Genomic DNA, 25319 nt, shown 5'->3' on the forward strand with positions numbered 1-25319 from the left:
CTTAGCTCAGCTGGATAGAGCGTTTGACTACGAATCAAAAGGCCGGGAGTTCGAATCTCTCAGGGCGCGCCATTTTTTAATACCAACGGGATGTAGCTCAGCTTGGTAGAGCACCTGGTTTGGGACCAGGGGGTCGCATGTTCAAATCGTGTCATCCCGATTGTACACCTATGCGGGTGTAGTTCAATGGTAGAACTTCAGCCTTCCAAGCTGATAGCGTGGGTTCGATTCCCATCACCCGCTTAAAGAATAATCCACAAAAGAAGCCTGCGATATGCAAGGCTTTTTTTTGTACTTTGTGCTCAAGAGTCATGCAGCAGCTACAGTCTAGTGAAATTAAAGTTAGAGTGGGACATTACCCAATAAAAAATCTAATCTGGACTGCTTACTTTACTTTATCTGAAAGAGTTGAGAATACATTTGATCAATAGCTAATCGCAAAGGGAAAGCAAACTAATTAATAGTAGCTTGACGAACACGTTGGGAGATAGTTCCTTCGTGTTTTTTTGTTTGCCGGAAAGTGTGTTTCGTGACAGCCAACGGGTCTGTGAAGCTGGTATATTAGATTTACGAGATCGGGCTTCAATGATCAGGAAGTATTAAGGAGCAGCTCAAATGACAGATAAAGTAATTCGAATCTTCAGAATTATTAATGCGATTCAATCTAATCCTGGTATTACGGCGACAGATTTGGCTTTCAGATGTGATGTGAACGTTAGAACGATCTACAGGGATCTTGAGATCATCAGCCATTTTGCGCCCGTTACGAATGAGGGTAGAGGCACTGGCTATAAGTTTCTTGGCAAGTTTTTTCTCTATCCGCTTGATTTTTCCGAGCAGGAAGCGTTGGCATTCTCTCTTCTGCCTTCTGTACTCAATGAGGACAAAATCCCTCCGGGTTTCCATACAGCTTATGACAAAGTAATGGGTACACATATGAAGGAGAAATCCAGGCAGAACGGGATTCTGGAGAACATTGCTGACATCATTCAGATGGGCACACCCGCCTATCGTAAAGAAAGCCGGAACTTTCTGCAGCCGATTATCGGGGCGATTCTGGAGCAGCGCCGGATCCGAGCTGTATATCACTCGCAGTCGCGCGATGCGACAACGGAACGTGAGATCGATCCCTATTATTTGATTCCGCGGGATCAGCGCTTTTACCTCATTGGGTATTGCCACCTTAAAAAGGCCATCCGAACCTTCAGAATCAGCCGTTTTCTGGACGTGGAGGTAATGGAGGCGAGCTTCGACAAGGGGAACTTCAATATTAAGAAATATTTGAAAAATACCTGGTCCATCGACCGCGGCAATAAAAACATAAAGTTCAAGGTGCGGTTCCAGCCGGAGATTGCGCGTTATATAAAGGAAGAGGAACTGTTCGTTCATCCGCGGATGAGCGATGAGCCGGATGGCAGTCTGCTGTTCGAAGTGACTGTGAACAATGAAAAAGAGTTCATGAAGTGGATATTGCAATACGGGCCAAATGCCGAAATCCTGGAGCCGACTTCGGCCAGAGTGGAGCTAAAGCACCGGCTGGAGCATTGGATGAGTATTTATAGGGAATAGGAGTACAGTATCCTCTTGTTCCTGATCTAAACACCGTCATTTTTAGGGCAACAAGAAACCCCGAACCTCAAGGTCCGGGGTTTTGCATATGATTTTATTCAGCTAGAGGTACAGGAAAGCCCAGACCTTCGGCGATGCGCTGACCGAATTCAGGATCGGCTTTGTAAAAGTGGCCGATCTGGCGGATTTTGATCTCGTCGAACTCGACAGGAGTCATGGCACCGACAATATTGCGGACAAGACGCGCACGTTCCTCTTCGCTCAGCAGCCGGTAGAGGTCGCCGGCTTGTGTATAATGATCATCGTGATCATAAGGGACACTGTCTGCCTGACCGGAAACATTGTATGGCGCTGGTTTATGCTGCGGAGATTCCGTTGCTCCGCCGAAGCTATTAGGCTCGTAATAGACAGAACTGCCGCCGTTGCTGCCAGAGTTCATTGCACCGTCACGCTGATTGTTGTTGACCTCGGCAATAGGCCGGTTAATCGGCAACTGGTTATGATTCGCACCTACCCGGTAGCGGTGGGCATCGGCATAGGCGAATAGGCGGCCTTGCAGCATTTTGTCGGGGGATGCTTCAATGCCTGGAACAAAAGAACCCGGAGAGAAGGTAGCCTGCTCTACTTCTGCGAAATAATTCTCCGGATTGCGGTCCAGGACCATACGGCCAACCTCAATTAATGGATAATCCTTCTGCGACCATACCTTGGTCACATCGAATGGGTCGAAACGGTACGTGTCGGCATCCTCTACAGGCATAATCTGCACATGCAGTTTCCATGCCGGGAAATCTCCTTTATCAATTGCGTTGAACAAATCCTCTGTATGATAATCCGGGTTCTCCCCGGCAATTTGTGCTGCCAGATTTACATCAAGATTTCTTACGCCCTGTTCAGTTTTGAAATGGTATTTCACCCAGACAGCCTTGCCTTCGGCATTCACCCATTTGAAGGTGTGGCTGCCGAACCCGTGCATATGGCGAAGTGTAGCCGGGATGCCGCGGTCGGACATAAGAATGGTTACCTGATGCAGGGATTCAGGAGATAGAGACCAGAAATCCCAAACAGCATTCGGATTCTTCAAATGAGTCTGCGGGTGACGTTTCTGGGTATGGATGAAATCCGGGAATTTGATCGCATCGCGAATGAAGAAGACCGGTGTATTGTTGCCGACGAGATCATAATTCCCCTCTTCCGTGTAGAACTTTACTGCAAACCCGCGTGGATCACGGACCGTATCGGAAGAGCCCAGCTCTCCGGCAACGGTGGAAAAGCGAATGAACATTGGCGTGCGTTTGCCGACTTCGGACAGGAATGCTGCCTTGGTATATTGTGACAAATCCTGAGTGACTTCAAAATATCCATGAGCACCGGCTCCTTTGGCGTGGACAACACGTTCAGGAACACGCTCCCTGTTAAAGTGGGTCAATTTCTCCAGCAGATGAACATCCTGCAGTAAGGTAGGTCCACGGGAGCCTGCGGTCATTGAGTTCTGGTTGTCTCCGACAGGGGCACCCCAGCTTGTTGTAAGTTTGTTATTGCTCTGACTCATGAATACAATCACCTCGTAATAGGATTTGATATTAGATTTAGTATAAGTTCTATAATAACAAATAAAACGGGAAAAGCAATTCTTTTTTATAATAATTTTAATTAACAATATGCGGAATTGGGTGGAATCATGATAATGGGAAAGGAGGCACGTCCGATGAAAGAAGCTTGAGTTGTAGTCCCTAAGTTAACAAGGGTGTAGTAAAGGATATTTATGAATGTCGTTGAAAAGTAAGGGGAATCTAATTGCAAATAACTCCCATCCGCAGCAGCGGACGGGAGCAGGGGAAAAGGCAGGATAGGCTAAAGTGTCAGAGCAGTAGTATAACTAAAAACTGACGCTAAAAAATACGCTGCTTAGTCTTTGATATACATTCTGCTGTAATATTCATCCAGCATACGTTTGCTCGCGAATTCAACACGGGTGGTCTCGATGCTCTTGCGCATCATTTGTACCCATTTCTCCCGGTTGTCATAGAAGGTAGGGAGTACGCGGTTCAAGAGGGTGTCGTAAAGCGCGTCGCTGTCATGCTTGTCGAGCACTTCGAAATCGGTGGTCTCGAAGCCGTCGCCAATCTGCCAGCCGTTCTCGCCGTCGATGCAGGCTTCCGGCCACCAGCCATCCAGAATCGAGCAGTTGAGGACTCCGTTCATAGCCGCTTTCATCCCGGAGGTGCCGCTGGCTTCCAGCGGTCTGCGCGGATTGTTGAGCCAGATGTCGGAGCCGCGGGTCAGCTGTGCCCCAATGGTCATATCGTAGTTTTCCAGGAAAACGACACTTTTCGGATATTTTTTCATCATCGCCACGAGATTGCTGACAATTTTTTTGCCATTGTCATCCAACGGGTGGGCTTTGCCGGAGAAGACGATTTGGATTTTGCCGTCCTTCAGGTAAGGCTCAATGACTTCCGGCTGGGAGAAAATCAGGTCGCTGCGTTTGTAAGGAGCGGCGCGGCGGGAGAAGCCGATGAGCAGATTGTCCGCATTCAGGGCGATGCCGGAGCGTTCTTCAATGAACCCGACCAGCTCATTTTTAATTTCTTTATGCGTGGCCCAAAGATCGCCGTTCTCCTCAAAGGTGCGGGTAATCCGTTCGTCCACCCAGGTAGGGGTATGAATGGCATTGGTAATGCCGATGATCTCTGATCTGCCGGCAACTTCCTTCCACATTTTGTTCGCAGTATCAGCGTGAAGCTGGGCCACTGCATTAGAAATGCGCGACAACCGCAGACCGGCTACGGTCATATTGAAAGGATCTCCACCAATGCGTTCCATTTGATCGCGGGTTAAGCCATTGAATGCGCCCATATACTCGAGGCGGTCGAGCGGATGCGTTTCATTGCCTTCCTTGATGGGTGTATGGGTAGTGAACACAACCTCTTCACGGGTAGCTTTCCAGGCTTCCTCAAAGGTACTGCCGCCGGACATTTTTTCACGGATCAGCTCGATGGCGGCCAGTGCCGCATGTCCTTCATTGAAGTGATAGACATCAATTGGAATTTGCAGTGCACGCATCGCTTTAACGCCGCCAATCCCAAGAACGATTTCCTGAGCGATCCGCTCTTCGCCGAACCAGCCGTACAGTTGGCCTGTAATCCAGGCATCGCTGTTCTCGGGAATATCCGTGTCCAGCAGGTACAGCGGACTGTTGCCAAACTGCTCAGTCTTCCACACTTTACAGACAACATCGATTTTTCTTACTTTAACCGTTACTTTAACCCCTGTATCTTCAAGGAAATCATAAACATAGTTGTGATAGGAGTCATACGGATTGCCGTGGGCATCAATCTTTTGATCCGTGTACCCTTGCTTCCACTTCAGTCCGATTGGAATGATAGGAGCGTTGATATCCTTCGCGCCCTTGATGTAATCTCCGGCCAGGATGCCCAGGCCTCCGGCGTACATTTTGAAATCGGAATGCAGGCCATACTCCATGCTGAAATAAGCAACTGACGGTAATTGGTTCTCGTTCACTTGATAAGCCTCCTAATACGAATTAGATTATAATCTGGTATTGCTGTAGGCTCAATCTAAGGTGCAAACGTTTGCTCAAAATGATGTAGTCTTCCCTGGAAGCGATTGCACATCTATTCTAGCACACTTGCAGTCAAAAAGCATAACGAAGTTTTTGTGAAGAACAAACATAAGGATTCAAGAAAATACTAAACAGAAAAGTTTGATAAAGAGGGCTTCAGGCCATAAGATAAGGAAGGGACAATATCCCCTTTGAAGTGATTATGCTGCTGAAGCGGGCTATATGGATGTAAGAGTGACAGTTTAGCATGGTTCCGGCCGTAAGGATATTCAGGTTCTATACCGAAAGCGGACAAATTATGGCCGCAGCGGCTTAAGATAAGTATAGGTTGTAAATCCCGATTGTTCAAAATAACTAATGGTGGTGTAAAGCTTGAGTATAGTGGTGATCGGAAGTTTGAATATGGATATGGTGGTACGCACCAGCCGCGCCCCCGAAGCCGGGGAGACTTTGTTTGGACAAGGCTTCGCCTTGTCACCGGGAGGGAAAGGCGCCAATCAGGCAGTAGCCGCAGCGCGTCTTGGTGCCGAGGTAGCCATGATCGGAAGTGTCGGCCGGGATGCCTTTGGCAGTGAACTGCTGGAGATTATGCGGCAGGAGCATATTGATGTCCGGCATATTGCCCAGAGTAACTCGCAGGCTACCGGCGTCGCGTCAATTGTGGTCGATGGAGAAGGGGAGAACCGGATTATTGTTGTGCCGGGAGCGAATATTGAACTTGGTCCAGCGGATATTCAGGCGCTTGAGCACGTAATCAGCGGAGCTGAAATGATTGTGATGCAGCTGGAGACGGATCTTCCGATGTGTGAACAGGCGGCTTCTATTGCGCAGCGTCACGGCATTCCGGTCATTCTGAATCCGGCTCCGGCCAGAGAGCTTAGCCAGGAAATGTTGAGACATGTGACATATCTGACCCCGAACGAAACCGAAGCGGGAATCCTGTCCGGCATTGAAGTAAATAATACGGAGACGGCTGAGCAGGCGGCGCGTATTTTGCTGGGGAAAGGGGTGCGGAACGTCATTGTCACTCTGGGTTCCAAGGGGGCGCTGCTCGTGAATGAATCCGGCAACGCGCAGCATATTACCGGATACCCGGTACAGGCGGTCGATACGGTTGCGGCAGGCGATTCCTTTAACGGTGCGCTGGCTTACCAACTGACCCGCGGTGTGGCCTTGGAAGAAGCAGTGAGGTTCGCCAATGCAGTTGGTGCGCTGGCTGTAGGCAAAGAAGGGGCAATTCCGTCGCTGCCGAAGCTGCCGGAGGTCGAGCAGTTCCTGAAAGAAACAGCTGAACGGTAAGCCAGGGATAGATATAGATCGGATAGATGAGGAGCTGAAGTAAATGAGCGGCACTGTAACGGTTAAGAATGTGACTCTGGGCGAGGGAATGCCCAAGATTTGCGTATCGCTGATCGGAGCAACATTGACCGAGCTGAAGGAAGAAGCGGAGGCACTGAAAGCTCTGGCACCGGATGTGGTGGAGTGGCGGAGCGATTTTTTTGCCGGAGTGGACAATATTGAGGCAGTTACGGAAGTACTGGAAATGATCCAGGCGTGTCTTCCGGACCTTCCGCTAATTTTCACGTTCCGCAGCGCCAGAGAAGGCGGGGAGCGGCAGATCGCCACGGAGGATTATATCCGGCTGAATAAGGCTGCAGCCGCGAGTGGACTCGTCGATATCATTGATGTGGAGCTGTTCAATGAGGAAGCTGATGTGCAGGCGCTTATCGCTGCCGCGCATGACTGCGGGGTGTTCGTGATTGTGTCGAACCATGATTTTCAGGGAACACCTCCCGAGGAGGAGATTGTGTCCCGGCTGCGCAAGGCTCAGGAGCTGGGCGGCGATCTGCCGAAGATCGCCGTTATGCCATGCAGCGCGGCAGATGTGCTGACACTGCTGGCTGCGACAAACCGGATGCAGGAATTGTATGCGGACCGTCCGATTATTACGATGTCCATGGCCGGGGAGGGCGTAATCAGCCGCCTAGCCGGGGAAATCTTCGGCTCTGCGCTTACCTTCGGCGCGGCCCATAAGCCATCTGCCCCTGGACAGGTGGCGGTTGCCGAGCTGCGGAAGGTGCTGGAGCTGCTACACCGCAGCCTATAGAACTGTTCATTTATTGTCCGGCAGTAATAGAAACAATTAGAATGGGGTGTTCTAAGCCAGTGAAACGGCGGGAACACCTTTTTATTGCAAATATAAGGATTTATATGTTTCACGCTATAAATTATCCTTCTATTTCTCGCTGAAACGGATACCGTCCTTCTGAGGACGGTATCCGTTTCCACTTGATAGTTAATAGTTAAACATATATATGGTTCACGCTATAAATCATCTTCAGGGTACAGCAGGGTTTGAATCAGCGCCCGGTTATGCCCTACAATGAAGGCAGCCAAGTAGTTAAATCATCTATTTGCGGAATGAAGAAAGGGAGAACTGCCAATGACGGAATCCATCCTGGTCGTGGAGGATGAAGAAAAAATCGCCCGGCTGCTGCAGATTGAGCTGGAATGTGAGGGCTATCGCGTATTTATTGCGGGCAGCGGCCATCAGGCGCTTGAAATCTATCAGGCACAGCAGCCGGACCTCCTTCTGCTTGATGTGATGCTCCCAGGGTTCAGCGGAATTGAGCTGCTGCGCCGTATCCGGGTCAATGATGCGCTTACCCCTGTACTGATGCTGACTGCCAAAAGCTCGGTGGAAGACAAAGTATCCGGTCTTGACCTTGGGGCAAATGACTATATCACCAAGCCCTTTCAAATTGAGGAGCTTCTGGCGCGTGTCCGCGCTGCGCTGCGGCTTGCGTCTGCCCGAAACATTGAGGAGACAGGCAGCTGGCTTAAAGCGGATGATCTTGAGCTGAACGAATCCACGCGTGAAGTTGTTCGGGCTGGCAGAACGATTGATCTCACCCCGAGGGAGTTCGATCTGCTGGTGTTCTTGCTGAAGAACAAGCGCCAGGTGCTGAATAGAGAACAGATTATGACCGCGGTTTGGGGGTACGATTATTACGGTGATACCAATGTCGTAGATGTGTATATCCGTTATGTCCGTAAAAAACTTACCCAAGGGGATCAGAGCGAGCTTATTCATACCGTCCGGGGCATCGGGTATGTCCTGAAGGACTCCCCATGAAGCTGCGGAGCAAAATTTATCTTTATTCCAGCGTGCTGTTTGCTGTACTCCTTGTCATTATGAACCTCGTCATTTACTTTATGTTCAGCCGGTTGTCGACAGATAATCAGCTGGATCAGGCCGCTGCCGAGACTGCCAAAATCTCTGCCGATATGCGAAGAGTTGGAACCGGTGTGGCTGCCCCTGAGCTGCTCCGGGCGTACGTGCCGATTGAGGGAATGCTCCGGCTGCTGGCTCCGGACGGGAGCGGACCGGCGCCCGTGACTTCGGCGTCGGAACAGGAGATCAGCCGGCTGAAGCCGGTATATTATAAAGACAAGCTTAGTGAGATTATCAAGGTGGATGGCCGTTCCTATGCTTTCGTGACGACTCCGGTCATCTGGATAGACGGGATGGTGATGAATGTCCAAATGACCAAAAGCCTGGAGAGTACGATGAATACGCTCCGCGTGCTGCGGGTTGTGCTGGCGGGGGCAACCGCCTTTGCACTGCTTCCGCTGCTGCTCTCCAGCCGTGTGCTGTCCGGGCTGATTATGCGTCCCATTGTGCAAATGACAGCTACGATGCGGGAGATCAAGGACAGCGGGAAATTCAGCAGACTAACGCTGGAAGACACATCCAGAGATGAGCTGGTTGAAATGGGGCGCACGTTCAACGATATGATTGCTTTGCTGGAGAGTAATTATTTGAAGCAGGAGAAATTCGTGTCCGACGCCTCGCATGAGCTGCGTACTCCGCTGACGGTAATTGAAAGCTACGCCAGTCTGCTCAAAAGGCGGGGACTTACCCATCCTGAATTGTTCAATGAATCCGTTGAAGCCATCCATTCCGAGGCGATTCGGATGAAGGAACTGACCGAGCAACTGCTGCTACTGGCGAAGCACCACGAACAATGGGATCTGTCCATGAAGGTTGTTGATCTGCAAGAGCTGGCCAATGCATCGGCTAAAGTCTTCCGCAATGCATATGGCAGAGAAATCACCGTCAATGCACTGGGGGAGGTCAAGGGATACAGCGATGAAGCGAAGCTGCGACAGCTGCTGTTCATATTTTTGGACAATGCCCGCAAATACAGCGATGAAGCGATAACCATCACGCTTGGAGCCTCCGGGCAGGAGAGCCACATTGTCATTACTGACCGGGGCATCGGGATTCCGAGCGGGGAGCTGCCCAGAGTGTTCGACCGCTTCTACAGAGTAGATGAGGCAAGAAGCCGCCAGGGCGGAGGAGCAGGGCTGGGGTTGTCACTCGCTGCGGAAATTGCCGAAGCCATTGGAGCCAAGCTGTCCATGGAGAGTGTGGAAGGCGCCGGAACATCGGTTATGATCCGAATTGCGGCTGAGAGCAGGGGAAGACAATGAAAATAAAGAAACCTGAGAGCAAAAAAATTATATACAAAGCCGTCACTATTATTGCTGCCGTGCTGCTTCTGTCCAGTGCTGCGTTTAAAATATTCACAAATCAGTCTGCACAGCTGTTGACGAAGGAGCAGGCGAAACAGGCTGTGCTGAAAGAGTATTCCGGCAGCGTAGAGAAACTGACCCTGCAATCCGGGAACTATGTAGCGGAGCTGAAAACCGGCCAGGGCCTCTATGAGCTGGAGCTGGATGGGTCAACAGGTGAGATTATTTCCATTGTCCTGCTGGAGCCACTGGCTTCCGCAGAGATCCGGCCCACACCATTGCCTTCTTCGGCCCCTCCGGCAGGCGGCAGCGCCTTGCCATCCCCTTCCCCGGCTGCTCCGCGTGCAGTGTCGGAAGACGAGGCAGTCAAGCTGGCGCTGCAGGAGGTGCCGGGAGAACTGGATGATGTGGATACCGAAATTAACGAATCAGGAGCCTTTTATCTGGTGGAAGTCAACACAACGGATGGGCGTGAAGCGGTGGTCCAGGTGGACGCGATCTCAGGAAACATTATGTCCGTGGCTTGGGAAGAACCGGATGAGGATCATCCTTAAGCAGAATTCTCATCAATTTCTAATGTTACTGCCGCCTTTCTCTCATTTGGGCCGTGTATATTGAATACATGAGCAGCACAGATTGAACATGAGGAGGCGGCAATAAATGATGAAGATGAAATTATGGAGCAGTGTAGCGGCGGCAGCCATTCTGTTCGGGGGTGCATACAGCATCAGCGAGGTTCAGGGTGCTTCCGCAGGATCGACCGCTTCACAAAGTCAAAGCAAGACACTGATTGGCGTGGACAAGGCGGAGGCGTATGCGCTGAAGTCAGCACAGGGCCGGGTAGAGAGCATTGATCTGAAGGAGAGAATCAGTGGTTCGTATTACGAGGTTGAGATCCGTCATAACAACCAGGAAATAGACGTTCGGGTTGATGCCTACACAGGTAAAATCTTAAGCGTGCGCAAAGAAACCGATGACGATGACGATGATGACAACTACGCGTCAGCCACATCACAAAGCGGAACGATGATCAGCGCAGCTAAAGCGGCAGAAGCGGCTTCTGCCTCCGCAAAGGGTACAGTTACTGAAATTGACCTTGATGGGGACAATGGAAGTTTCGTATATGAAGTGGAGATCAGAAACGGCAAAGTGACGACCGAAGTGGGAGTCGATGCCTATACTGCGAAGGTTCTGTATACGGATGTAGATTCTGATGACGATGATGATTGAATCCATGAAAATGTAGATGAATTAACACTATATAAAAGCGGGGCAGCCGGATATCGGCTGCCCCGCTTTTATATATCATACAACTGCTTTATCACTCCGGGCAAGCGGAGTGGAAGACTACTGCTTTGTACCTGTATAGACGTGCACAGCATCTCTCAGGAACTCGGCCAGACCCGGACGGTGCTTGTCATAATAGGCGATAAAGCGTTCGTCATCCACATACATTTGTGCTACGTGGGCGTGAGCTTCTTTAGTATAAGTGTCCCAGTAGAAGGTGAGCCACTGGCGGTGCAGCTCAGCGGCCTGCTGCGCCAGCTCGCTGGCGGAATCGCCTTCCTCCATCGCTTGCTCAAGGGCTGCGAACATGTCTGCTTCAAGCTGCTGGATGGCGGCATACTGCTCTTCGGTCATGTTTTTCAGCTTGCGGTTAGACTTCTCAACAGCCTCCTCCCCGTATTTGGTGCGGGCTTCCTGTCCGTACGTACGCTCATTATCTTCAATCAGCTTTTGCTTAAAGCCTGCAAATTTCTCTTCATTGCTCATGGTTATTCTCCCTTCATTTTGGGCCAGTGTTTTTTCGACGTTTGCGATTAATTGATCCAATTGCTCTCTCCGCTGAAGCAGCTGGTCATGGTGCTCCCGCAGTGCCCGGGTGCCATCAAAGGACGGCGCGGTCACGATTTCTTTGATTCCTTCGAGGCTTAAGCCCAGTTCCCGGTAAAAAAGAATCTGCTGCAGCCGGTCGACCTCGGCCTGTCCGTAGATGCGGTATCCCGAGGAGTTGATTCTCGCCGGCTTGAGAATGCCAACCTCATCGTAATAGCGCAATGTCCGCGTACTGATGCCAGCCAAAGCTCCCAGCTTTTGCACCGTGTATTCCATAATAGCTGTACCTCCCATAACTTGTTTCAGCGTAGTATCATTGGACCCAATTGCATACTTGTAAGCTGCGGCTTGCTGCTTACAAGATCACTCTACACCTTCACGCAACGGCAAGGTCAAACACTTTTTTGTGAGGAATATCGCTCAAAAAAAAAGCAGCTCCCCATAGTATGTCCACTAAGGAAACTGCTGCTAACCTTGTATTACACATGAAGCCGGATTATTTCTTGCCGACCTGTGCCGTGAAATATTCCCGCAGCTCTGCCAGCTTCCGGGGATCCGCCAGCGCATCTTCACCCGGGAAGTAATGTTCGGCGACCAGTTCCCAGGTGGGAACGATTTTTTGTGAGATCATTGCCTTGATGGCGATCTTGACTGTCTTGCGTTCTCTGGCGTTGGAGAAGGTGTCCTTGTAATGCTGGGACCGCTCAAAATCCAGGTCGTTAAAGACAGCGCGGAAAATCTCCGCGGTCATCTTGGCATCGTCCAGCGCCCGGTGAGCGGAACCGGAAGGCTCAAGCCCGAACAGGGTCATCGCACCTTCGACGCTGATATCATTGCTGAGGCCGCGGGCACGAAGCACGCCCTTCAAGAGATCAAAATAGGTTGCAGCCATCCAGTAAGAATCATCCATTTTGTGCATCCGGATATCCTGAATGATCCGCTTCATATCCTCACCGCCCCAGGTTAGAAGCAGCACTCCGTCACTGCTCTGATCCAGCCAGGCTCTAAAGGCGGTAATGACCTTGGGAAAACGGTCGGCGACGTCGATATCCTCTTGGGGAATGCCGGTTTTTTTCTTAATGAACGAATTCAGGGTGGAGAAGTATATAGGTTTAATTAAGGCTGAGAACTCATCCTTAACTTGCAATGAAGCGTCTAACCGGACGGCTCCAATCTCAATGACCTCCATAGGATGCTCGCTGGCAAATTTGCGGCCGTTGAATTCGATGTCCAGAATAATATAATCCACAGGTAATGCCTCCGTTTCAGTGACTGGCGCCTTACAGGCTGAAGAATGCGCCGACCCTTCTATTTTAGCAAAAAAAGCGGAGGAATGGGAAATAAGACGGGAAATTGCCGTCCGGGGTGTGCGGCTAAGGCTGTTTTTGTATTGAAGAGTGATGAGGAGCCGTGGTAAACGGGAAGAAGGATAAGGGAGAAGGTTGGAAGAATAAGTAAGCATGATGGCGTGAATTGGGAAATTGTAATTGATATATTTTTGGGGGAGGTCAATGATTAATACTTACGAACAAGTTAAACAGTGGGAGGATCAGTAATGCAGGACCAACAGATTTACTGGATCGGCGGCTCGGCATGTACCGGCAAAAGCACGCTGGCTAAAATGTACGCTGATAAATATGGGCTGGCGCTGTATGCTTGCGATGAGCACTTTCATGAGCATGTGCAGCAGATTTCGCGGGAGCAGCAGCCTGCAATACACCGGGTCACCAGGCTGACGATGAACGAGGCTTTTTATACAAGGAAAGTTGAGGAGCAACTGAATACATATATCGAATGCTTCCAAGAGGACTTCACATTTGTGCTGCTCGATCTGGCACGTATGGGAGAGAAAGCGGTTGTGGTGGAAGGAAACCAGCTGCTGCCCCGACTCGTAGCTCCACTGATGAAGAATAATCACAAGGCGATCTGGATTGTCCCTACGGAACAGTTCCAATGGGAGCATTACAGCAGGCGGGAGTGGATTCATGACATATTGCAGGAGACTGAGAACTCTGGGATCGCATTCCGCAATTGGATGAAGCGGGACGCCCTGTTTGCAGCGAGGGTGAAGGAGGAGGCTGAAGCACGGAAGCTGAAAGTGCTGGAGGTAGATGGAAGCCTGAGTCTGAAACAGAGCTTTGCCATGTTGGAGCTGTACTTCAGTTCCTGAATGGCTGCTGATGAAACTTAAGGGAAGAGCAAATGCACAGGAGGCAGACGATGAGCGGAAACGGATATAGATTTGTAATTGACGAGGCTACGTTTCAACTGCAGGAGGCCTACTCTTTTGATTGGCTGACCGCAATGGGGCGGGTGTTCCGGGTGTTTGATGAGCAGGATTCCGGAAATATCAGCTTTGGGGTTGAGCAAGACGGATGCAAGGTTTTTGTGAAGTTCGCCGGAGCGAAAACGATGCAATTCCATGGTGATCCTGCGGAAGCGGTTGAAAGATTGATTCAGGCGGTTCCTCTCTATGAGGAGCTGCGGCATCCGTCGCTAATCCAGTTGTTATCTCATGGTCCTGTGGAAACGGGATATGCAGTGGTTTTTGAATGGACGGAAGGCGAGTGCCTGCATTCGCATGGGGCTTTTGGCGGAGCGGCCAAGTATAGTGATCCCGAATCGCCTTTTTACCGCTATAGGGCCTTGTCCACGGAGAAACGGCTGGATTCACTGGAGGTCATCTTTGGCTTTCATGAATACATAGAGTCTAAAGGATATGTAGCTGTAGATTTTTATGACGGAAGCATTCTCTATGATTTCACTAAGGACCGTACAGCAATTTGCGATATTGATTTCTATCAACCTAAGCCCTTCTTCAACGGCATGGGAGAGCAGCTATGGGGTTCCAAACGGTTCAAATCACCGGAAGAATACCTCATGGATGCCCCAATCGACCAAATCACCAATGTATATAATATGGGGGCTGCTGCTTTCGTACTGCTGGGTGGAGAAAGTGACCGTTCCAGGGATAAATGGGAAGCGGGACCGGAGCTGTACGAGGTTGCGCTGCGGGCCGTAGATCCAGAGCGGGCTCAGCGTTACCGGAGTGTCTCGGAGTTCAAGGCGGAATGGGATAAGGCGAGGAAGGAAGCAAACGATGGATAATAAATCTACGCTGAACAAACAGATCTGCGAACGGGAAGAGAAATACCGAATGAGAGCTGCGAATAAATCCACTGCAAAACAAAAATGTTTTTGGCCGGATATTTGGTGGAATGAACGGTGTATTGTAGTGCGAGATTTCCCGGGTACGAATAGTGGCAGAAAGAAGGATTACAGTGCTTGAAAAAAAAGGCTTAGGATACAAGGAACTGAACGCAATGGCCAAGCAGATCTGTGAACTGGAAGAGAAGCTGCTGAACACCGAGGTGCGCACTTCGCCGGATGAACTGTCGCGACTGTTGGCAGACGATTTTTTTGAATTCGGAAGCTCCGGGAAGGTATGGCATAAGCAGGACTTGCTGGGGGAAGAAGGAGCGGGCGAGGTCCGAATGACCCTGAGCGGGTTCGAACTTCATCCGTTATCCGGGGAGGCTTTGCTGGCCACCTACCGGATCATGAACGAAGAGACAGGTGGAGAGACACTGCGCAGTTCAATCTGGAAATTCAGGGATGGGCGGTGGCAGATGTTTTTTCATCAAGGAACCCCGGTGAGAGGATAAGGTTAATTGAAACATATAGGTTGTCCATGCTTAGTCCCGGATCACATGCCCCTGGCCAAGGGTGACTTCCACAAACCCGGCCATCTGCCGGGTTTGATAGCGGATCGGCTTGCCGCTGCCCATGATGATGATATTGCGGATGTCGGCGGTGCCCTCCGAAGGGAGGGCAAAGGCTTTGATATAGGCGAATTCCCCAGCTAAAGTCGTGTGGATGGCCCCTATCAGGCGGTCCTTTTCGCTTCTGCCCATCAGGTTCATGATGATGGAGCCGCGGCTGTTCAGCTTAGAACGGGCCAGGGCGAAGAAATCGCTGGAGACCAGATGCCGGGGAGTGCCGTCAGCGGTGAAGGCATCCAGAAGAAGGAAGTCATAGCGGCGTTCCGGCTCGCCCTCCAGAATGCGCCGTCCGTCCCCGACAATGACATTATCCTGGCTGTAGCCAAAATGCTGCCGGCTTAGCTTCACGACCTCCGCATTCACTTCAGCCACTTTAAAGCGCTTCTCCGCAAAATAACCGGCAATCGTTCCAATCCCATGTCCAATCAGGAATACATCTTCGAAATAAGGTTCGCCAGCCTCCATTAGATGGATCATTGCCCGCGGATATTCAAAGACCACCCGCCGGGGGTGGTCCAGATCAAGGGCACCCTGAATAGCGTCTCCCGAAAACTGCAGCACGCGGAATCTGCCTCTCTCGCCATATAACTCTGTCGTTTCGTACACCTGGATTTCGGGGGTGTTCTTTGAGTTCAGGAACTCTGGATGCAAGGTATCATTCTCCTTATACGAGCGAAATGCGTTTATATTCGTTCGGCGTAACACCGACAACCTTCTTGAACAGCTTGTTGAAGTAAGCAGGGTCGGGATAGCCGACTTCGGTGCCGATCTCGTGCACCTTCAGATCCGGCGCATTCCTCAGCAGCTGCTTCGCTTTGCGGATGCGGATTTCAATTACATAATCGGTCAGGGTCAGCCCAGTCTCCTGCTTGAACAGCTTGCTTAAATAGCTTGGCGTCAAAAACACCATACCGGCCAGCATGTTCAAATCGGCATGCTGATTATAATGGGCCGCTACCCAGCGCTTGACCGTTTCAATGGCCGTACCGGACATCTCCAGCCGGTGCTTGCGGATTTCGTTCAGCGCGACCAAGAAGGAGGAGGTGAAGAGTTCCTCAATTTCAGCAAAGGCCATGCAGGCTTCGATTTGCTCTTCCAGCCGCTGGCTGCAGTCCTTTCGGTAGACCGCTTCAAATTCCTGCAGCTCCTTGCGGGCAGTATCCTCGACCTGCCGGCAAGTGCGCAGGATCAAGTCGGGATAAGCCTGCTGCAGCTCCAGCACAGAGAATAGCTTGTGCAGTACTTCCAGCACCCCGGCCACATTTAGAATCTGCAGCTCATGGATCAGCGGCTCCCGGAATGGAGGGAATGGATCACCGGCAGCCTGCACTGGTGTCTGGAGCTCTCTAATCGTAACATAATGCAGCGGCAGCGGATTATAAATCCCTGCATCGCAGGCCAGCTTGGCTTCAAGATAGGCTGTTCTAAATTTGCCCGGGTCATCGTAGGAGCGGCTGGCTCCCGCATGGAGACGCTGGTCCTTGCTTGCAACGCCGATAATCTCTCCGATTTGGCGTGATTCTTCAGGGGTGAGCGGCAGCGGGGAATAACAGATCCATGCCCGCAGCCCTTTCTGCACTTCCAGCGTATCGAGGACGAACGCCTTCTCTTGCCGCAAACTGTCTGCAATTCCGCAGACTTTTTCCCGGGAGCTTCCTTTAAGGGCATAGACCGTGAAATAAGGCTGGGGCAAGGTAAGGCCGCTTAAAAGAACGGCAGAGGGGTCCTCGATATGCAGCAGGGAGTGCAGCAGGCCGGTACGCTGGCATTCTTCTTTTTCCCGTAACAGCTTCTGCTCCTTCTCCAGACTATACAGCACTTCGAAGAGCTGTTCTTTGTTGATAGGTTTGAGCAGATAATCTACCGCTGAACTGCGGATAGCTTCCCGGGCATAATTAAATTCAACGAATCCGCTCATCAGCAGGCTGCGAATTCCGGGGTGGTTTGCTTTAAGCTGCCGGATCAGCTCCAGCCCGTCGATTTGCGGCATACGGATATCGGTTATAACAACGTCAATGTGGAGGGAGGGGAGCGCATCAAGCAAATGTTTGCCGTCCGGATAAATACCGGCGACAACGAAGGTGCTGCTCTCTTTGCTGATCATTCGTGCCAGACCTTCGCGAATTAGAACTTCATCATCTACAATCGCAATACGCAGCAAGCCGAGTCCCCCTTTTTGAAATGATATTATTCTTCGCTGTGATCGTCCGAAAGATCCTCGATTCTTAAGGTCACACGGGTTCCTGTGCCAAGTTGACTCTGCACATGTAATCCGAAGGAGCTGCCGTAATGCATACGGATGCGCTCATTCACATTTCGCAGACCGATTCCGAACATTTCACCGTCTGCCCCGCCCATCAGACTGTTGTTCAAAGCGCGCAGGGTATCCTCATCCATACCTATTCCGTCATCCTCGATACAAAATACAGTTTTACCGTCCTCCTCCCAAGCCGTAATGTTCAGTGTGCCCGGTCCCTCCTTAGGTTCAAGCCCGTGAAAAACGGCATTCTCGACAATCGGCTGGAAGACCAGCTTGATCACCGGCAGCGGCAGGAATTCCTCCGGCACATGGATATTGAGCCGGAATTTATCCGGAAAGCGGATTTGCAGCAGATGCAAATAATTACGCACATGATCCAGCTCATGCCGGATCGTAACGGTTTCTTCACTGCGGACAATGCCGTAACGCATCTGCAGTCCGAGCAGATAGGTGAGCTTCGCGACGCGGGGGTCATCACTGCTCTCCGCCAGCATGCGGATGGATTCCAGCGTATTATAAATAAAATGCGGGTTAATCTGGTTCTGCAGCGCCCGCATATCTGCCTTTTGTTTGCGTTTCTCCGTAAGGGAGACCTCCTGAAGCAGATCCTTGACCCGGATAATCATCCGGTTGAAGTGGCTGCCGAGCATCCCGATTTCGTCATTATATTTCGGATGCAGCCAGACATCCAGATTGCCGTGCTGCACCTGCTTCATCAGACGGACCATCGATTTCAGCGGTTTGGTCAGTGCATGGGAAATAAAAGTGGCAACGACGAGCGCGAATGCAATAATCGACAGGGTAGTGAAAATCAGCCGGTTACGGTTCTTCTCCACCGGGGAGAGGATGCGGTCCAGCGGAATGGAGACAATGGTTGTCCAACCGGTCTTCTGGGATACCCTGTACACTGCAAGAACATCAAGGCCATCCAAAGTGATCTGAAAGTGGCCATTTGGAGCGGTGGCCTTCTGCAGCAGCAACTGTGCGTTTTTTTGCTGTTTCTGGGTCTCTTGGCCGTCCACATGCTCACCGTCATACATTAATTCGCCCTTGTCGTCCACGATTAGCGTATTGCCCTGGGTGACGGCGTTTACAGGATCAACGATCCCCTTGAACAGGTTGTTGATGTCAATGTCGAAGACAAGGATTCCGATATTTTTGAGCGTGCTGACCGAAGTAATGGTGCGCAGAACGCTGAACACCTCTTTGTGGCCGCCGGAATTTACACGGATCGTATGCCTGCCTTGGACTACCGGAGCTGCACCGGCCCCCTCAGTGAGGCTCTGCCACTGCGCCAGCCGTTCCGCCGGGAACAATTCATTGATGCCGGGAGCCCTGTCAAAAAAAACGGAACCGTATTTGTCCACTAAGTATACGGCAATAATCTGTTCTTTCGTATGGTTCAAATAGCTCAGGAACATCGACATGCTGGTGTTCTTTTCCCAATCGGTATTACGCTGCTCCAGGTAGAACTGAACATCGGTATTGTACAGCGGCAGCGCCGTGTACCGCTTGAGATCGGCAACATACCGGTCTATGGTATCCGAAGCGCTGTCTGCCATCTGTCCGGCACTCTTTGTGGAGCTAGACAGCACCGAGTTGAAGGTGGAGCGTGAAGAAAGATAGCTGACGTAAGTGATTGGCAGGGAGATCAGAAAAATAAATACGACAATCAGCTTCCGCTCCATCGGCAGGTTGGCAAGGAACAGCCACATGCTGCGAACAATTCTCCGGATGTAAGAGACCACTATGGTTATTCCTTTCCGTACCCCCTATTTAACGGCGCCGCTGGTTACCCCCTCAAAGATATAACGCTGCAGGAAGAAGTAAAGAATGACTGTCGGCAGCAGGATAAGCAGAATGGCTGCACAGATCAAATTCCAATCGGCCGTATTGACCCCCTGAAAACGCATGAGGACGGTGGTAACGACGCCGAGGCTTTGTTTTGGCATATATAGATAGGGGATGTACATGTCATTGTAGATGCTGATCGTCTTCAAAATAATCAATGTTGCCGTCGCCGGTGACAGCAGCGGGAAGATAATCGAACGGTAGATTTTGAACAGGGATGCACCCTCAACCATCGCATTCTCATCGAGATCAACGGGGATGTTGCGGATGAACTGCAAATACAGGATGATCTGAATGACGTCTGCTCCGATATAGAGTACGATCGGAGCACCCAAGGTGTTGTAGAGGCCCATACTTTTGATGATGCCAAAGGTCGCTACCTGAGTAGTGATGCTTGGAATGATGGTCGCCACAAGATAAGCGCCGAATACAATCGGCTTAAGCTTGAAAGAGAACCGCCCCAGTACATATGCCACCATTGTCCCAAACAGAATGTTCAGGGTCAATGTAATTATGATAATAATCAGTACGTTGCCGAAGCCGCTGAGCAGTCCGCCACGCTGAAACACAGTCACGAAGTTATCGAAGTTGAAGAAACTGCGCGGCAGAGCCATGGAACTGCTGCTGTTGAATTCCTCGGTTGATTTGAAGGCGTTGACCACCACGACATAAGGCGGAAAGAGTACGACGAATACGCCGATAAGCAGCGTGAAGTATTTAAAAATGTCTTTTAGGCTAAGTTTGGAATGTTCCATGGCTACTTATCTCCTCCCCGGTTAAGAACCAATTGCTGCAGCAAGAGCACGACAACGACAATGAAGATCAGGATAACGCTCATCGCTGAGGCCAGGCCGTAGTTATTAAAAGCAAATGCGGTATCTACTACCCGCTGAACATAAGTCTGGCTGGCACCCGCCGGGCCGCCCTTCGTCAGCACAAACGGCAGATCGAATACTTCCAGCGCGCCGGTTACGGTCAGGAATAAATTCAATTGAATGACGGGCTTCATATTTGGCAGTGTAATTCTCCACAGCGTCTGAAACGAGCCTGCACCATCTATTTTGGCTGCTTCATAAATGTCTTTCGGAATCGCCTGCAGGGAGGCAATGTAAATGACCATGTTGTAGCCCATGAACCGCCAAAAACCAGTGGAAGCGAGCGAGTAGTTCACCAATCCTTCAGTACCGAGCCAACTGGTCTGTCCTAGTCCGGTGAGGCCGATGCTGTTCAGGAACATATTGAGTGAACCATTGGTAGTATCAAACACATAGCCGAACATGAAGGCCACGGCTACACCGTTCATGATATAAGGCAGGAAGAGCATAATCCGGAACCCGTTTTTACCCCGCAGCTTGCTGTTCAGCACGACGGCGAAATAAATGGCGACAATATTCTGGACAATCCCCATCGCAAAGTAGGCGAAGTTATGGGTGAACACCTTGAAAATATCAGGATTGCCAAAAACCTCGCGGTAATTGTCCAGACCGACCCAAGGCTTCTCGGGGCTGTACCCGTCCCAGTTGGTAAAGCTGTAATAGACCAGTTTAATGGCCGGATAATAAGTGAATGTCGCCAGCAGGAGCAGGGGAATCAGCAGGAAGGATACAATGATAATGAGCTTTTGTTTGTTATAGGATAATGTTCCGAACATCGCTTAACCTTCTTTCTGAATAGCGCGTTGGTCAATGACGACAAAATGGATTATCCGGAGAAAGCGATAATCCATTTTGCGCCGGTGGATTGCTAGGTTCTAACGTTACTGGTCTTGCTAAAGATCAATAGCCGAGGTCTTTTTTGGCTTTGGCCCAGGCTTTGTTCCATTTGTCGAAGACGGATTGCGGGTCCTTGGCCAGGACGAATTCCTGTACCATAGCCGGCAGGTCGAGTTGTGCCTTGTTAGTAATTTCTGTTACCTTGGCATCATCCACTGTACCCTCTTGCAGGGTTACGCCAGTCGCCTGGAATTCCTTCAGTTGAGTCAGCTTGGATTCTTTGCCCTTCAGCGGGGAGATAAATCCGGCAAAATCCTCATAACCGGAATCCTCGATCATCCATTTCACGAACGCTTTGGCAGCATCCGGATTTTTGCTGTCCTTGGCTACAGCATAGAAGAAGTCAGGGCTGAGCGGTGCAGTAAGTTTGCCCGAGTTGTCATAAGGAAGCGGGAAGAAACCTACGTTGTCAGAAGTGGTGCCGGCGCCGATGACTTGATTGATGACCCAATTGCCAAGGAAGTACATGGCGAATTTGCCTGAGGCAATGTCCTTCTTCGATTGTTCCCAGTTGGTAGAGTTGATGTCTTTTTCCAGATAGCCCTTTTCATTCAGCTCTCTAAGCAGGTTGAGTGATTTTCCGTAGCCGTTGTCCATAGTGAAAGGTGTTTCGGAGGTCAGCTTTTCGTTCGGGAAATCCGGGTTGCCTGCAATCACGCGGGGAACAGAGTACACCCAATCGTTAAGCGGCCATTTGTCCTTAAAGTTGGAAGCGAGCGGAACGACACCTTTGGCTTTAAGCTTTTCGCAGGCAGCGAGGAATTCATCCCAAGTCTTCGGAACCTCGGTGATGCCTGCATCGGCGAAGGCTTTTTTATTGTAGACAATTCCAGTGGTGGAGTTACCTGTGGTAATTCCGTAAAGCTTGCCTTCATAGGATTTGAAATCTTTAAAGGTGATCTGATCATTCAGGCCAAGATCGTCCAGGGAAGCAAAATATTTCGGAAGATCGGAGTTAGGAATGGAAGGAATGAACATCACATCGGGAAGCTCACCACTGGCCATTCTGACCTTGGCTTGCTGGTTGTAGTCCGTTTGGGAAGCTTCGAACTCGACCTTTATGTTCGGATACTTCTCGTTAAAACGTTTAACATATTCGTCATACTCTTTGCCGATCATATCGGTTCTGTTAGTCAGGAAGGTAATCTTTCCGCTAATGTCGGAACCGCTTCCAGCCGCCGGCTCAGTAGTTGCTTCACTGCCGGAATTCTCTGGTGCTTTGGTTGCAGCCGGCTCATCTGTGGCTTTAGCTGCGTTGTTATTATTGTTCGATCCGCAGCCTGTCAGAGATAAAGAGAAAGTCATGGTGATAACAAAAAATAACGAAAATAACTTGTTTCTCATTGCGTTGTCCCCTTTTCGTTTTGATGTTAGCGTTTACATTATCATTATAGCGTCATTGATTCCAGCATTAAATGTATTCAATTATTATTTATTGTCTTTATTTGTTTTCTTTCTGGGTTTATAATTACTTTGTTGCTAACAATAAGATAACAAAATATAATGAAACAAATGAATTTTGCTGAAATAGGGAGGACTTATGAAACCATATCATCTTGAATTGACAAACTGGGAATTTAGAGCCTGCGGTGACGAAACGTGGCTTCCGGCGGTTGTGCCGGGAACGGTGCACACGGATTTGCTCCGCAATGGACTTATTTCGCAGCCCTTCTATGGAAAAAACGAGCATGAGCTGCAATGGATCGACAAGAAGGACTGGGAGTACAGAAGCAAGCTGCGGCTGGAAGAAGAATGGCAGAGCCTGGCCATTACGGAATTGGTCTTTGCGGGCTTGGACACCTATGCCGATGTTTTTGTGAATAATGTGCATGCGCTTTCAGCAGACAATATGTTCCGGGCCTGGACTGTAAATGTCAAAGGGCTGCTGGTGGCCGGTGACAATGAAATTCTCGTGAAGTTCCGTTCCGTAGTTAAGGAAGACCTGCCGAAGCTGGCGCAGCTGGGGTATGATCTGCCGGCGCCCAATGATCAATCAGAGCTGGGCGGACTGCAAGAACAGCGAATTAGCGTGTTTGCCCGCAAAGCGCCTTATCATTATGGCTGGGACTGGGGCCCGAGATTTCTTACCAGCGGACTCTGGCGGGAAGCGGTGCTGCAAGGCCGGGATGCGGCAGCCATTACGGATCTCTATATCCGCCAGAATGAAGTTAAGCGGGAAGAGGCGCGGCTTACAGCTGTCGTGGAGATTGAAGCTCCGCAAGCTTGCGAGGGAATGCTGCGGATCACGACTGCTAATGGACAAAAATGGATGCAAGCGGTTTCTGCGCTCTCCGGCAAGCAGACTGTGGAGATGGATATTGTCGTTGATCAGCCGGAGTTATGGTGGTGCAACGGGCTGGGTATGCCTAATTTAACTACCTTCCGGGCAGAGCTGCTGGATAGCGCTACGGTATTGTCCAGTGCAGAAGTAACTACCGGGCTGCGGGAGATTAAGCTGATCCGCAAACCTGATGCAAAGGGCGCTTCGTTTCAGTTTGAGCTTAACGGCGTGCCGTTATTCGTAAAGGGCTCCAACCATATACCGAACGACAGCTTCACCACGGAAATAACGGAGGAACGTTACCGGCATGAGATTGCAACAGCGGTAGAGTCGAACATGAACATGCTGCGGGTGTGGGGCGGCGGGATCTATGAGGAGGAAGTTTTTTACCGGCTGTGTGATGAGTATGGGCTGCTGGTCTGGCAGGATTTCATGTTCGCCTGCAGCATGTACCCCGGAGATGAGCCTTTTCTTGAGAATGTACGGAAGGAAGCAGAATACAACGTACGCAGATTGCGCAATCATCCTTGCATCGCCCTATGGTGCGGCAATAATGAGATTGACTCCGCCTGGTCGCAATATGAGGATAACATGGGCTGGGGCTGGAAAGAAGGCTACAGCGCCGAGATCCGCGAAACGCTCTGGGGTTATTATGAAGAAATCTTCCACCGCATTCTGCCGGAAGCGGTAGCGGCTTATCATCCGGGTGCTGATTACTGGCCATCCTCTCCGCTTCGTGAACTTACTACTGATCAAGATCAGCATGCGACGCGAATCATGGGTGAGGGCGATATTCATTACTGGGGTGTGTGGCACGGGATTGAGCCTTTTGAGAACTATAACGTCAAGGTTGGCCGCTTCATGAGCGAATACGGCTTCCAGTCCTTTCCTGAGCTGAAATCGGTGCTGAGCTACGCGGAGGAAGAGGATATGGAGCTGGAATCGGAAGTGATGCTGGCTCACCAGAAGAATGGACGGGGCAACCTGATCATTAAAGAGTATATGGACATCTACCTGCCGCAGCCGAAGGACTTCAGGTCATTCCTGTATATGAGTCAGATTCTTCAGGCAGAGGCGATGAGAATTGCTATTGAAAGCCACAGAAGAAACAAGCCGTATTGCATGGGAACACTGTACTGGCAGATGAACGACTGCTGGCCGGTGGCTTCCTGGGCTGGCATGGATTATTACGGCCGCTGGAAGGCGCTGCAATATACGGTGCGCAAAAGCTTCCGGGAGCTTATGCTCTCTATTGAAGAGATGGATGGGGAGAACCTGCAAGTGCATGCCGTTTCAGATCTTCAAAAGGCACTGGCTGGTGAACTGGTACTCCGGCTGTATGATTTCAGCGGCTCGCTATTGCGTGAATGGACGCAGCCGGTTCAGCTGGAGGCCGATTCGGCGGCGGTGGTCTTCGCGGTGCCGACTGCGGAACTGCTGCAGAGTAACGATCCGAAGCAGGTGGTATTGGTGGCTTCTCTGCTGGCGGACGGCTCCCTACTGGAGCGTAAGGAGCATTACTTTGCTTCGGCCAAGGACAGCAAGCTGAACCGGCCGGTTCTTACGGTGACCGAGATTCCGGGCAGCCTGGACTTTACGGTCAGCAGCGATGTGCTGGCCAGAGGGGTATACCTGACTGCGGAAGAGGAAGGCATCTTCTCGGATAACTTCTTTGATCTGCTTCCGGGTGAGCCGAAGACGGTGCAGTTTATGCTGCGGGGCAATGGAGATCGGGACTTCATTCCGGCAGCGCCAAAGGGGCTTGAGATTCATTCGATGGCTGACTATGTGAAGGAAGATTACCTGGGGTAAAAAACTGCGCCAGGACGGCAACCTGGGTGGT

Annotated in this window: 21 protein-coding genes and 2 tRNA genes; 13 read left to right on the forward strand and 10 right to left on the reverse strand. The window is 50.6% G+C overall.

The window, feature by feature from the left end; translation table 11 throughout:
• Nucleotides 1-86: 86 nt before the first annotated feature.
• The 3 genes from AC3WT9_RS25110 (at nt 87) to AC3WT9_RS25120 (ending at nt 1569) form a co-directional block, all read left to right on the forward strand.
• Nucleotides 87-160: transfer RNA gene (locus AC3WT9_RS25110), tRNA-Pro, on the forward strand.
• A gap of 12 nt (nt 161-172) precedes the next feature.
• Nucleotides 173-243, forward strand: a tRNA-Gly gene (locus tag AC3WT9_RS25115).
• A 372-nt stretch (nt 244-615) separates the two neighbouring features.
• Complete coding sequence (locus AC3WT9_RS25120; RefSeq protein ID WP_341089869.1) at nt 616-1569, forward strand: helix-turn-helix transcriptional regulator; 954 nt, start codon at nt 616-618, stop codon at nt 1567-1569.
• A 94-nt stretch (nt 1570-1663) separates the two neighbouring features.
• Here AC3WT9_RS25120 and katA read toward each other — a convergent pair whose 3' ends face one another.
• A complete protein-coding gene (gene katA, locus AC3WT9_RS25125; RefSeq protein ID WP_492408038.1) occupies nt 1664-3121 on the reverse strand; it encodes a catalase KatA in 1458 nt (485 codons plus the stop codon).
• 356 nt (nt 3122-3477) lie between these two features.
• Nucleotides 3478-5094 carry an alpha-glucan family phosphorylase gene (gene glgP, locus AC3WT9_RS25130; RefSeq protein WP_341089871.1) on the reverse strand — a complete coding sequence of 539 codons (1617 nt, stop codon included), beginning with the start codon at nt 5092-5094 and terminating at the stop codon, nt 3478-3480.
• A 442-nt stretch (nt 5095-5536) separates the two neighbouring features.
• On the opposite strand from glgP, the gene rbsK reads away from it, so the two are divergent.
• From rbsK to AC3WT9_RS25160, 6 genes are all read left to right on the forward strand, one after another.
• Nucleotides 5537-6454, forward strand: coding sequence for a ribokinase (gene rbsK, locus AC3WT9_RS25135; protein WP_492408207.1), 918 nt, complete (start codon nt 5537-5539; stop codon nt 6452-6454).
• A 43-nt stretch (nt 6455-6497) separates the two neighbouring features.
• Nucleotides 6498-7262: a type I 3-dehydroquinate dehydratase gene (gene aroD / locus AC3WT9_RS25140; RefSeq protein WP_342481121.1), complete on the forward strand. Its 765-nt coding sequence runs from the start codon at nt 6498-6500 to the stop codon at nt 7260-7262.
• Between the two features lie 336 nt (nt 7263-7598).
• The gene (locus tag AC3WT9_RS25145; RefSeq protein ID WP_342481122.1) at nt 7599-8291 is read left to right on the forward strand and encodes a response regulator transcription factor; all 693 of its coding nucleotides are present in this window, start codon (nt 7599-7601) and stop codon (nt 8289-8291) included.
• The gene (locus AC3WT9_RS25150; RefSeq protein ID WP_492408041.1) at nt 8288-9652 is read left to right on the forward strand and encodes a sensor histidine kinase; all 1365 of its coding nucleotides are present in this window, start codon (nt 8288-8290) and stop codon (nt 9650-9652) included. Before AC3WT9_RS25145 ends, AC3WT9_RS25150 begins: the two co-directional genes overlap by 4 nt.
• Complete coding sequence (locus tag AC3WT9_RS25155; RefSeq protein ID WP_342481124.1) at nt 9649-10248, forward strand: PepSY domain-containing protein; 600 nt, start codon at nt 9649-9651, stop codon at nt 10246-10248. Before AC3WT9_RS25150 ends, AC3WT9_RS25155 begins: the two co-directional genes overlap by 4 nt.
• A gap of 106 nt (nt 10249-10354) precedes the next feature.
• Nucleotides 10355-10924 (forward strand): PepSY domain-containing protein, encoded by a 570-nt coding sequence (locus AC3WT9_RS25160; protein WP_341089879.1) that lies wholly within the window; start codon nt 10355-10357, stop codon nt 10922-10924.
• Nucleotides 10925-11041: 117 nt separating this feature from the next.
• Here AC3WT9_RS25160 and AC3WT9_RS25165 read toward each other — a convergent pair whose 3' ends face one another.
• Nucleotides 11042-11806 (reverse strand): MerR family transcriptional regulator, encoded by a 765-nt coding sequence (locus tag AC3WT9_RS25165; RefSeq protein ID WP_492408044.1) that lies wholly within the window; start codon nt 11804-11806, stop codon nt 11042-11044.
• A 220-nt stretch (nt 11807-12026) separates the two neighbouring features.
• Nucleotides 12027-12779, reverse strand: a complete 753-nt coding sequence (locus AC3WT9_RS25170; RefSeq protein WP_341089882.1) for a 3'-5' exonuclease — start codon at nt 12777-12779, stop codon at nt 12027-12029.
• Nucleotides 12780-13085: 306 nt separating this feature from the next.
• Between AC3WT9_RS25170 and AC3WT9_RS25175 the strand changes: the two genes are divergently transcribed.
• From AC3WT9_RS25175 to AC3WT9_RS25185, 3 genes are all read left to right on the forward strand, one after another.
• Nucleotides 13086-13700: a hypothetical protein gene (locus AC3WT9_RS25175; protein ID WP_341089883.1), complete on the forward strand. Its 615-nt coding sequence runs from the start codon at nt 13086-13088 to the stop codon at nt 13698-13700.
• Nucleotides 13701-13750: 50 nt separating this feature from the next.
• Nucleotides 13751-14638 (forward strand): protein kinase family protein, encoded by an 888-nt coding sequence (locus AC3WT9_RS25180; protein WP_492408047.1) that lies wholly within the window; start codon nt 13751-13753, stop codon nt 14636-14638.
• 215 nt (nt 14639-14853) lie between these two features.
• Nucleotides 14854-15195 carry a nuclear transport factor 2 family protein gene (locus AC3WT9_RS25185; protein WP_341097547.1) on the forward strand — a complete coding sequence of 114 codons (342 nt, stop codon included), beginning with the start codon at nt 14854-14856 and terminating at the stop codon, nt 15193-15195.
• A gap of 30 nt (nt 15196-15225) precedes the next feature.
• On the opposite strand, the gene AC3WT9_RS25190 is transcribed toward AC3WT9_RS25185, so the two are convergent.
• From AC3WT9_RS25190 to AC3WT9_RS25215, 6 genes are all read right to left on the reverse strand, one after another.
• On the reverse strand, nt 15226-15963 hold the full coding sequence (locus AC3WT9_RS25190; RefSeq protein ID WP_341089886.1) for a spermidine synthase: 738 nt from the start codon (nt 15961-15963) through the stop codon (nt 15226-15228).
• 13 nt (nt 15964-15976) lie between these two features.
• Nucleotides 15977-17473: a response regulator gene (locus AC3WT9_RS25195; protein WP_341377337.1), complete on the reverse strand. Its 1497-nt coding sequence runs from the start codon at nt 17471-17473 to the stop codon at nt 15977-15979.
• Nucleotides 17474-17499: 26 nt separating this feature from the next.
• Nucleotides 17500-19320 carry a cache domain-containing sensor histidine kinase gene (locus AC3WT9_RS25200; protein WP_341377338.1) on the reverse strand — a complete coding sequence of 607 codons (1821 nt, stop codon included), beginning with the start codon at nt 19318-19320 and terminating at the stop codon, nt 17500-17502.
• A gap of 24 nt (nt 19321-19344) precedes the next feature.
• Nucleotides 19345-20178 (reverse strand): carbohydrate ABC transporter permease, encoded by an 834-nt coding sequence (locus AC3WT9_RS25205; RefSeq protein ID WP_038586116.1) that lies wholly within the window; start codon nt 20176-20178, stop codon nt 19345-19347.
• Between the two features lie 2 nt (nt 20179-20180).
• Entirely contained in the window at nt 20181-21074 is an 894-nt protein-coding gene (locus tag AC3WT9_RS25210) for a carbohydrate ABC transporter permease (RefSeq protein ID WP_038586119.1), read from the reverse strand.
• Between the two features lie 124 nt (nt 21075-21198).
• Nucleotides 21199-22539, reverse strand: coding sequence for an ABC transporter substrate-binding protein (locus AC3WT9_RS25215; protein WP_492408051.1), 1341 nt, complete (start codon nt 22537-22539; stop codon nt 21199-21201).
• Between the two features lie 196 nt (nt 22540-22735).
• On the opposite strand from AC3WT9_RS25215, the gene AC3WT9_RS25220 reads away from it, so the two are divergent.
• Nucleotides 22736-25288 (forward strand): beta-mannosidase, encoded by a 2553-nt coding sequence (locus tag AC3WT9_RS25220; RefSeq protein ID WP_492408053.1) that lies wholly within the window; start codon nt 22736-22738, stop codon nt 25286-25288.
• Nucleotides 25289-25319: the final 31 nt, after the last annotated feature.

It is taken from the genome of Paenibacillus sp. EB106-06-01-XG199 (assembly GCF_058791575.1).

Bases quoted from the DNA above. Each gene is read 5' to 3' on its own strand.
- AC3WT9_RS25165 (WP_492408044.1), bottom strand. From the start codon at position 11,806: ATGGAATACACGGTGCAAAAGCTGGGAGCTTTGGCTGGCATCAGTACG.
- AC3WT9_RS25210 (WP_038586119.1), bottom strand. From the start codon at position 21,074: ATGTTCGGAACATTATCCTATAACAAACAAAAGCTCATTATCATTGTA.
- AC3WT9_RS25175 (WP_341089883.1), top strand. From the start codon at position 13,086: ATGCAGGACCAACAGATTTACTGGATCGGCGGCTCGGCATGTACCGGC.
- AC3WT9_RS25120 (WP_341089869.1), top strand. From the start codon at position 616: ATGACAGATAAAGTAATTCGAATCTTCAGAATTATTAATGCGATTCAA.
- AC3WT9_RS25205 (WP_038586116.1), bottom strand. From the start codon at position 20,178: ATGGAACATTCCAAACTTAGCCTAAAAGACATTTTTAAATACTTCACG.
- AC3WT9_RS25180 (WP_492408047.1), top strand. From the start codon at position 13,751: ATGAGCGGAAACGGATATAGATTTGTAATTGACGAGGCTACGTTTCAA.
- AC3WT9_RS25185 (WP_341097547.1), top strand. From the start codon at position 14,854: ATGGCCAAGCAGATCTGTGAACTGGAAGAGAAGCTGCTGAACACCGAG.
- AC3WT9_RS25145 (WP_342481122.1), top strand. From the start codon at position 7,599: ATGACGGAATCCATCCTGGTCGTGGAGGATGAAGAAAAAATCGCCCGG.
- AC3WT9_RS25160 (WP_341089879.1), top strand. From the start codon at position 10,355: ATGATGAAGATGAAATTATGGAGCAGTGTAGCGGCGGCAGCCATTCTG.
- aroD (WP_342481121.1), top strand. From the start codon at position 6,498: ATGAGCGGCACTGTAACGGTTAAGAATGTGACTCTGGGCGAGGGAATG.
- AC3WT9_RS25155 (WP_342481124.1), top strand. From the start codon at position 9,649: ATGAAAATAAAGAAACCTGAGAGCAAAAAAATTATATACAAAGCCGTC.
- katA (WP_492408038.1), bottom strand. From the start codon at position 3,121: ATGAGTCAGAGCAATAACAAACTTACAACAAGCTGGGGTGCCCCTGTC.
- AC3WT9_RS25150 (WP_492408041.1), top strand. From the start codon at position 8,288: ATGAAGCTGCGGAGCAAAATTTATCTTTATTCCAGCGTGCTGTTTGCT.
- AC3WT9_RS25215 (WP_492408051.1), bottom strand. From the start codon at position 22,539: ATGAGAAACAAGTTATTTTCGTTATTTTTTGTTATCACCATGACTTTC.
- AC3WT9_RS25220 (WP_492408053.1), top strand. From the start codon at position 22,736: ATGAAACCATATCATCTTGAATTGACAAACTGGGAATTTAGAGCCTGC.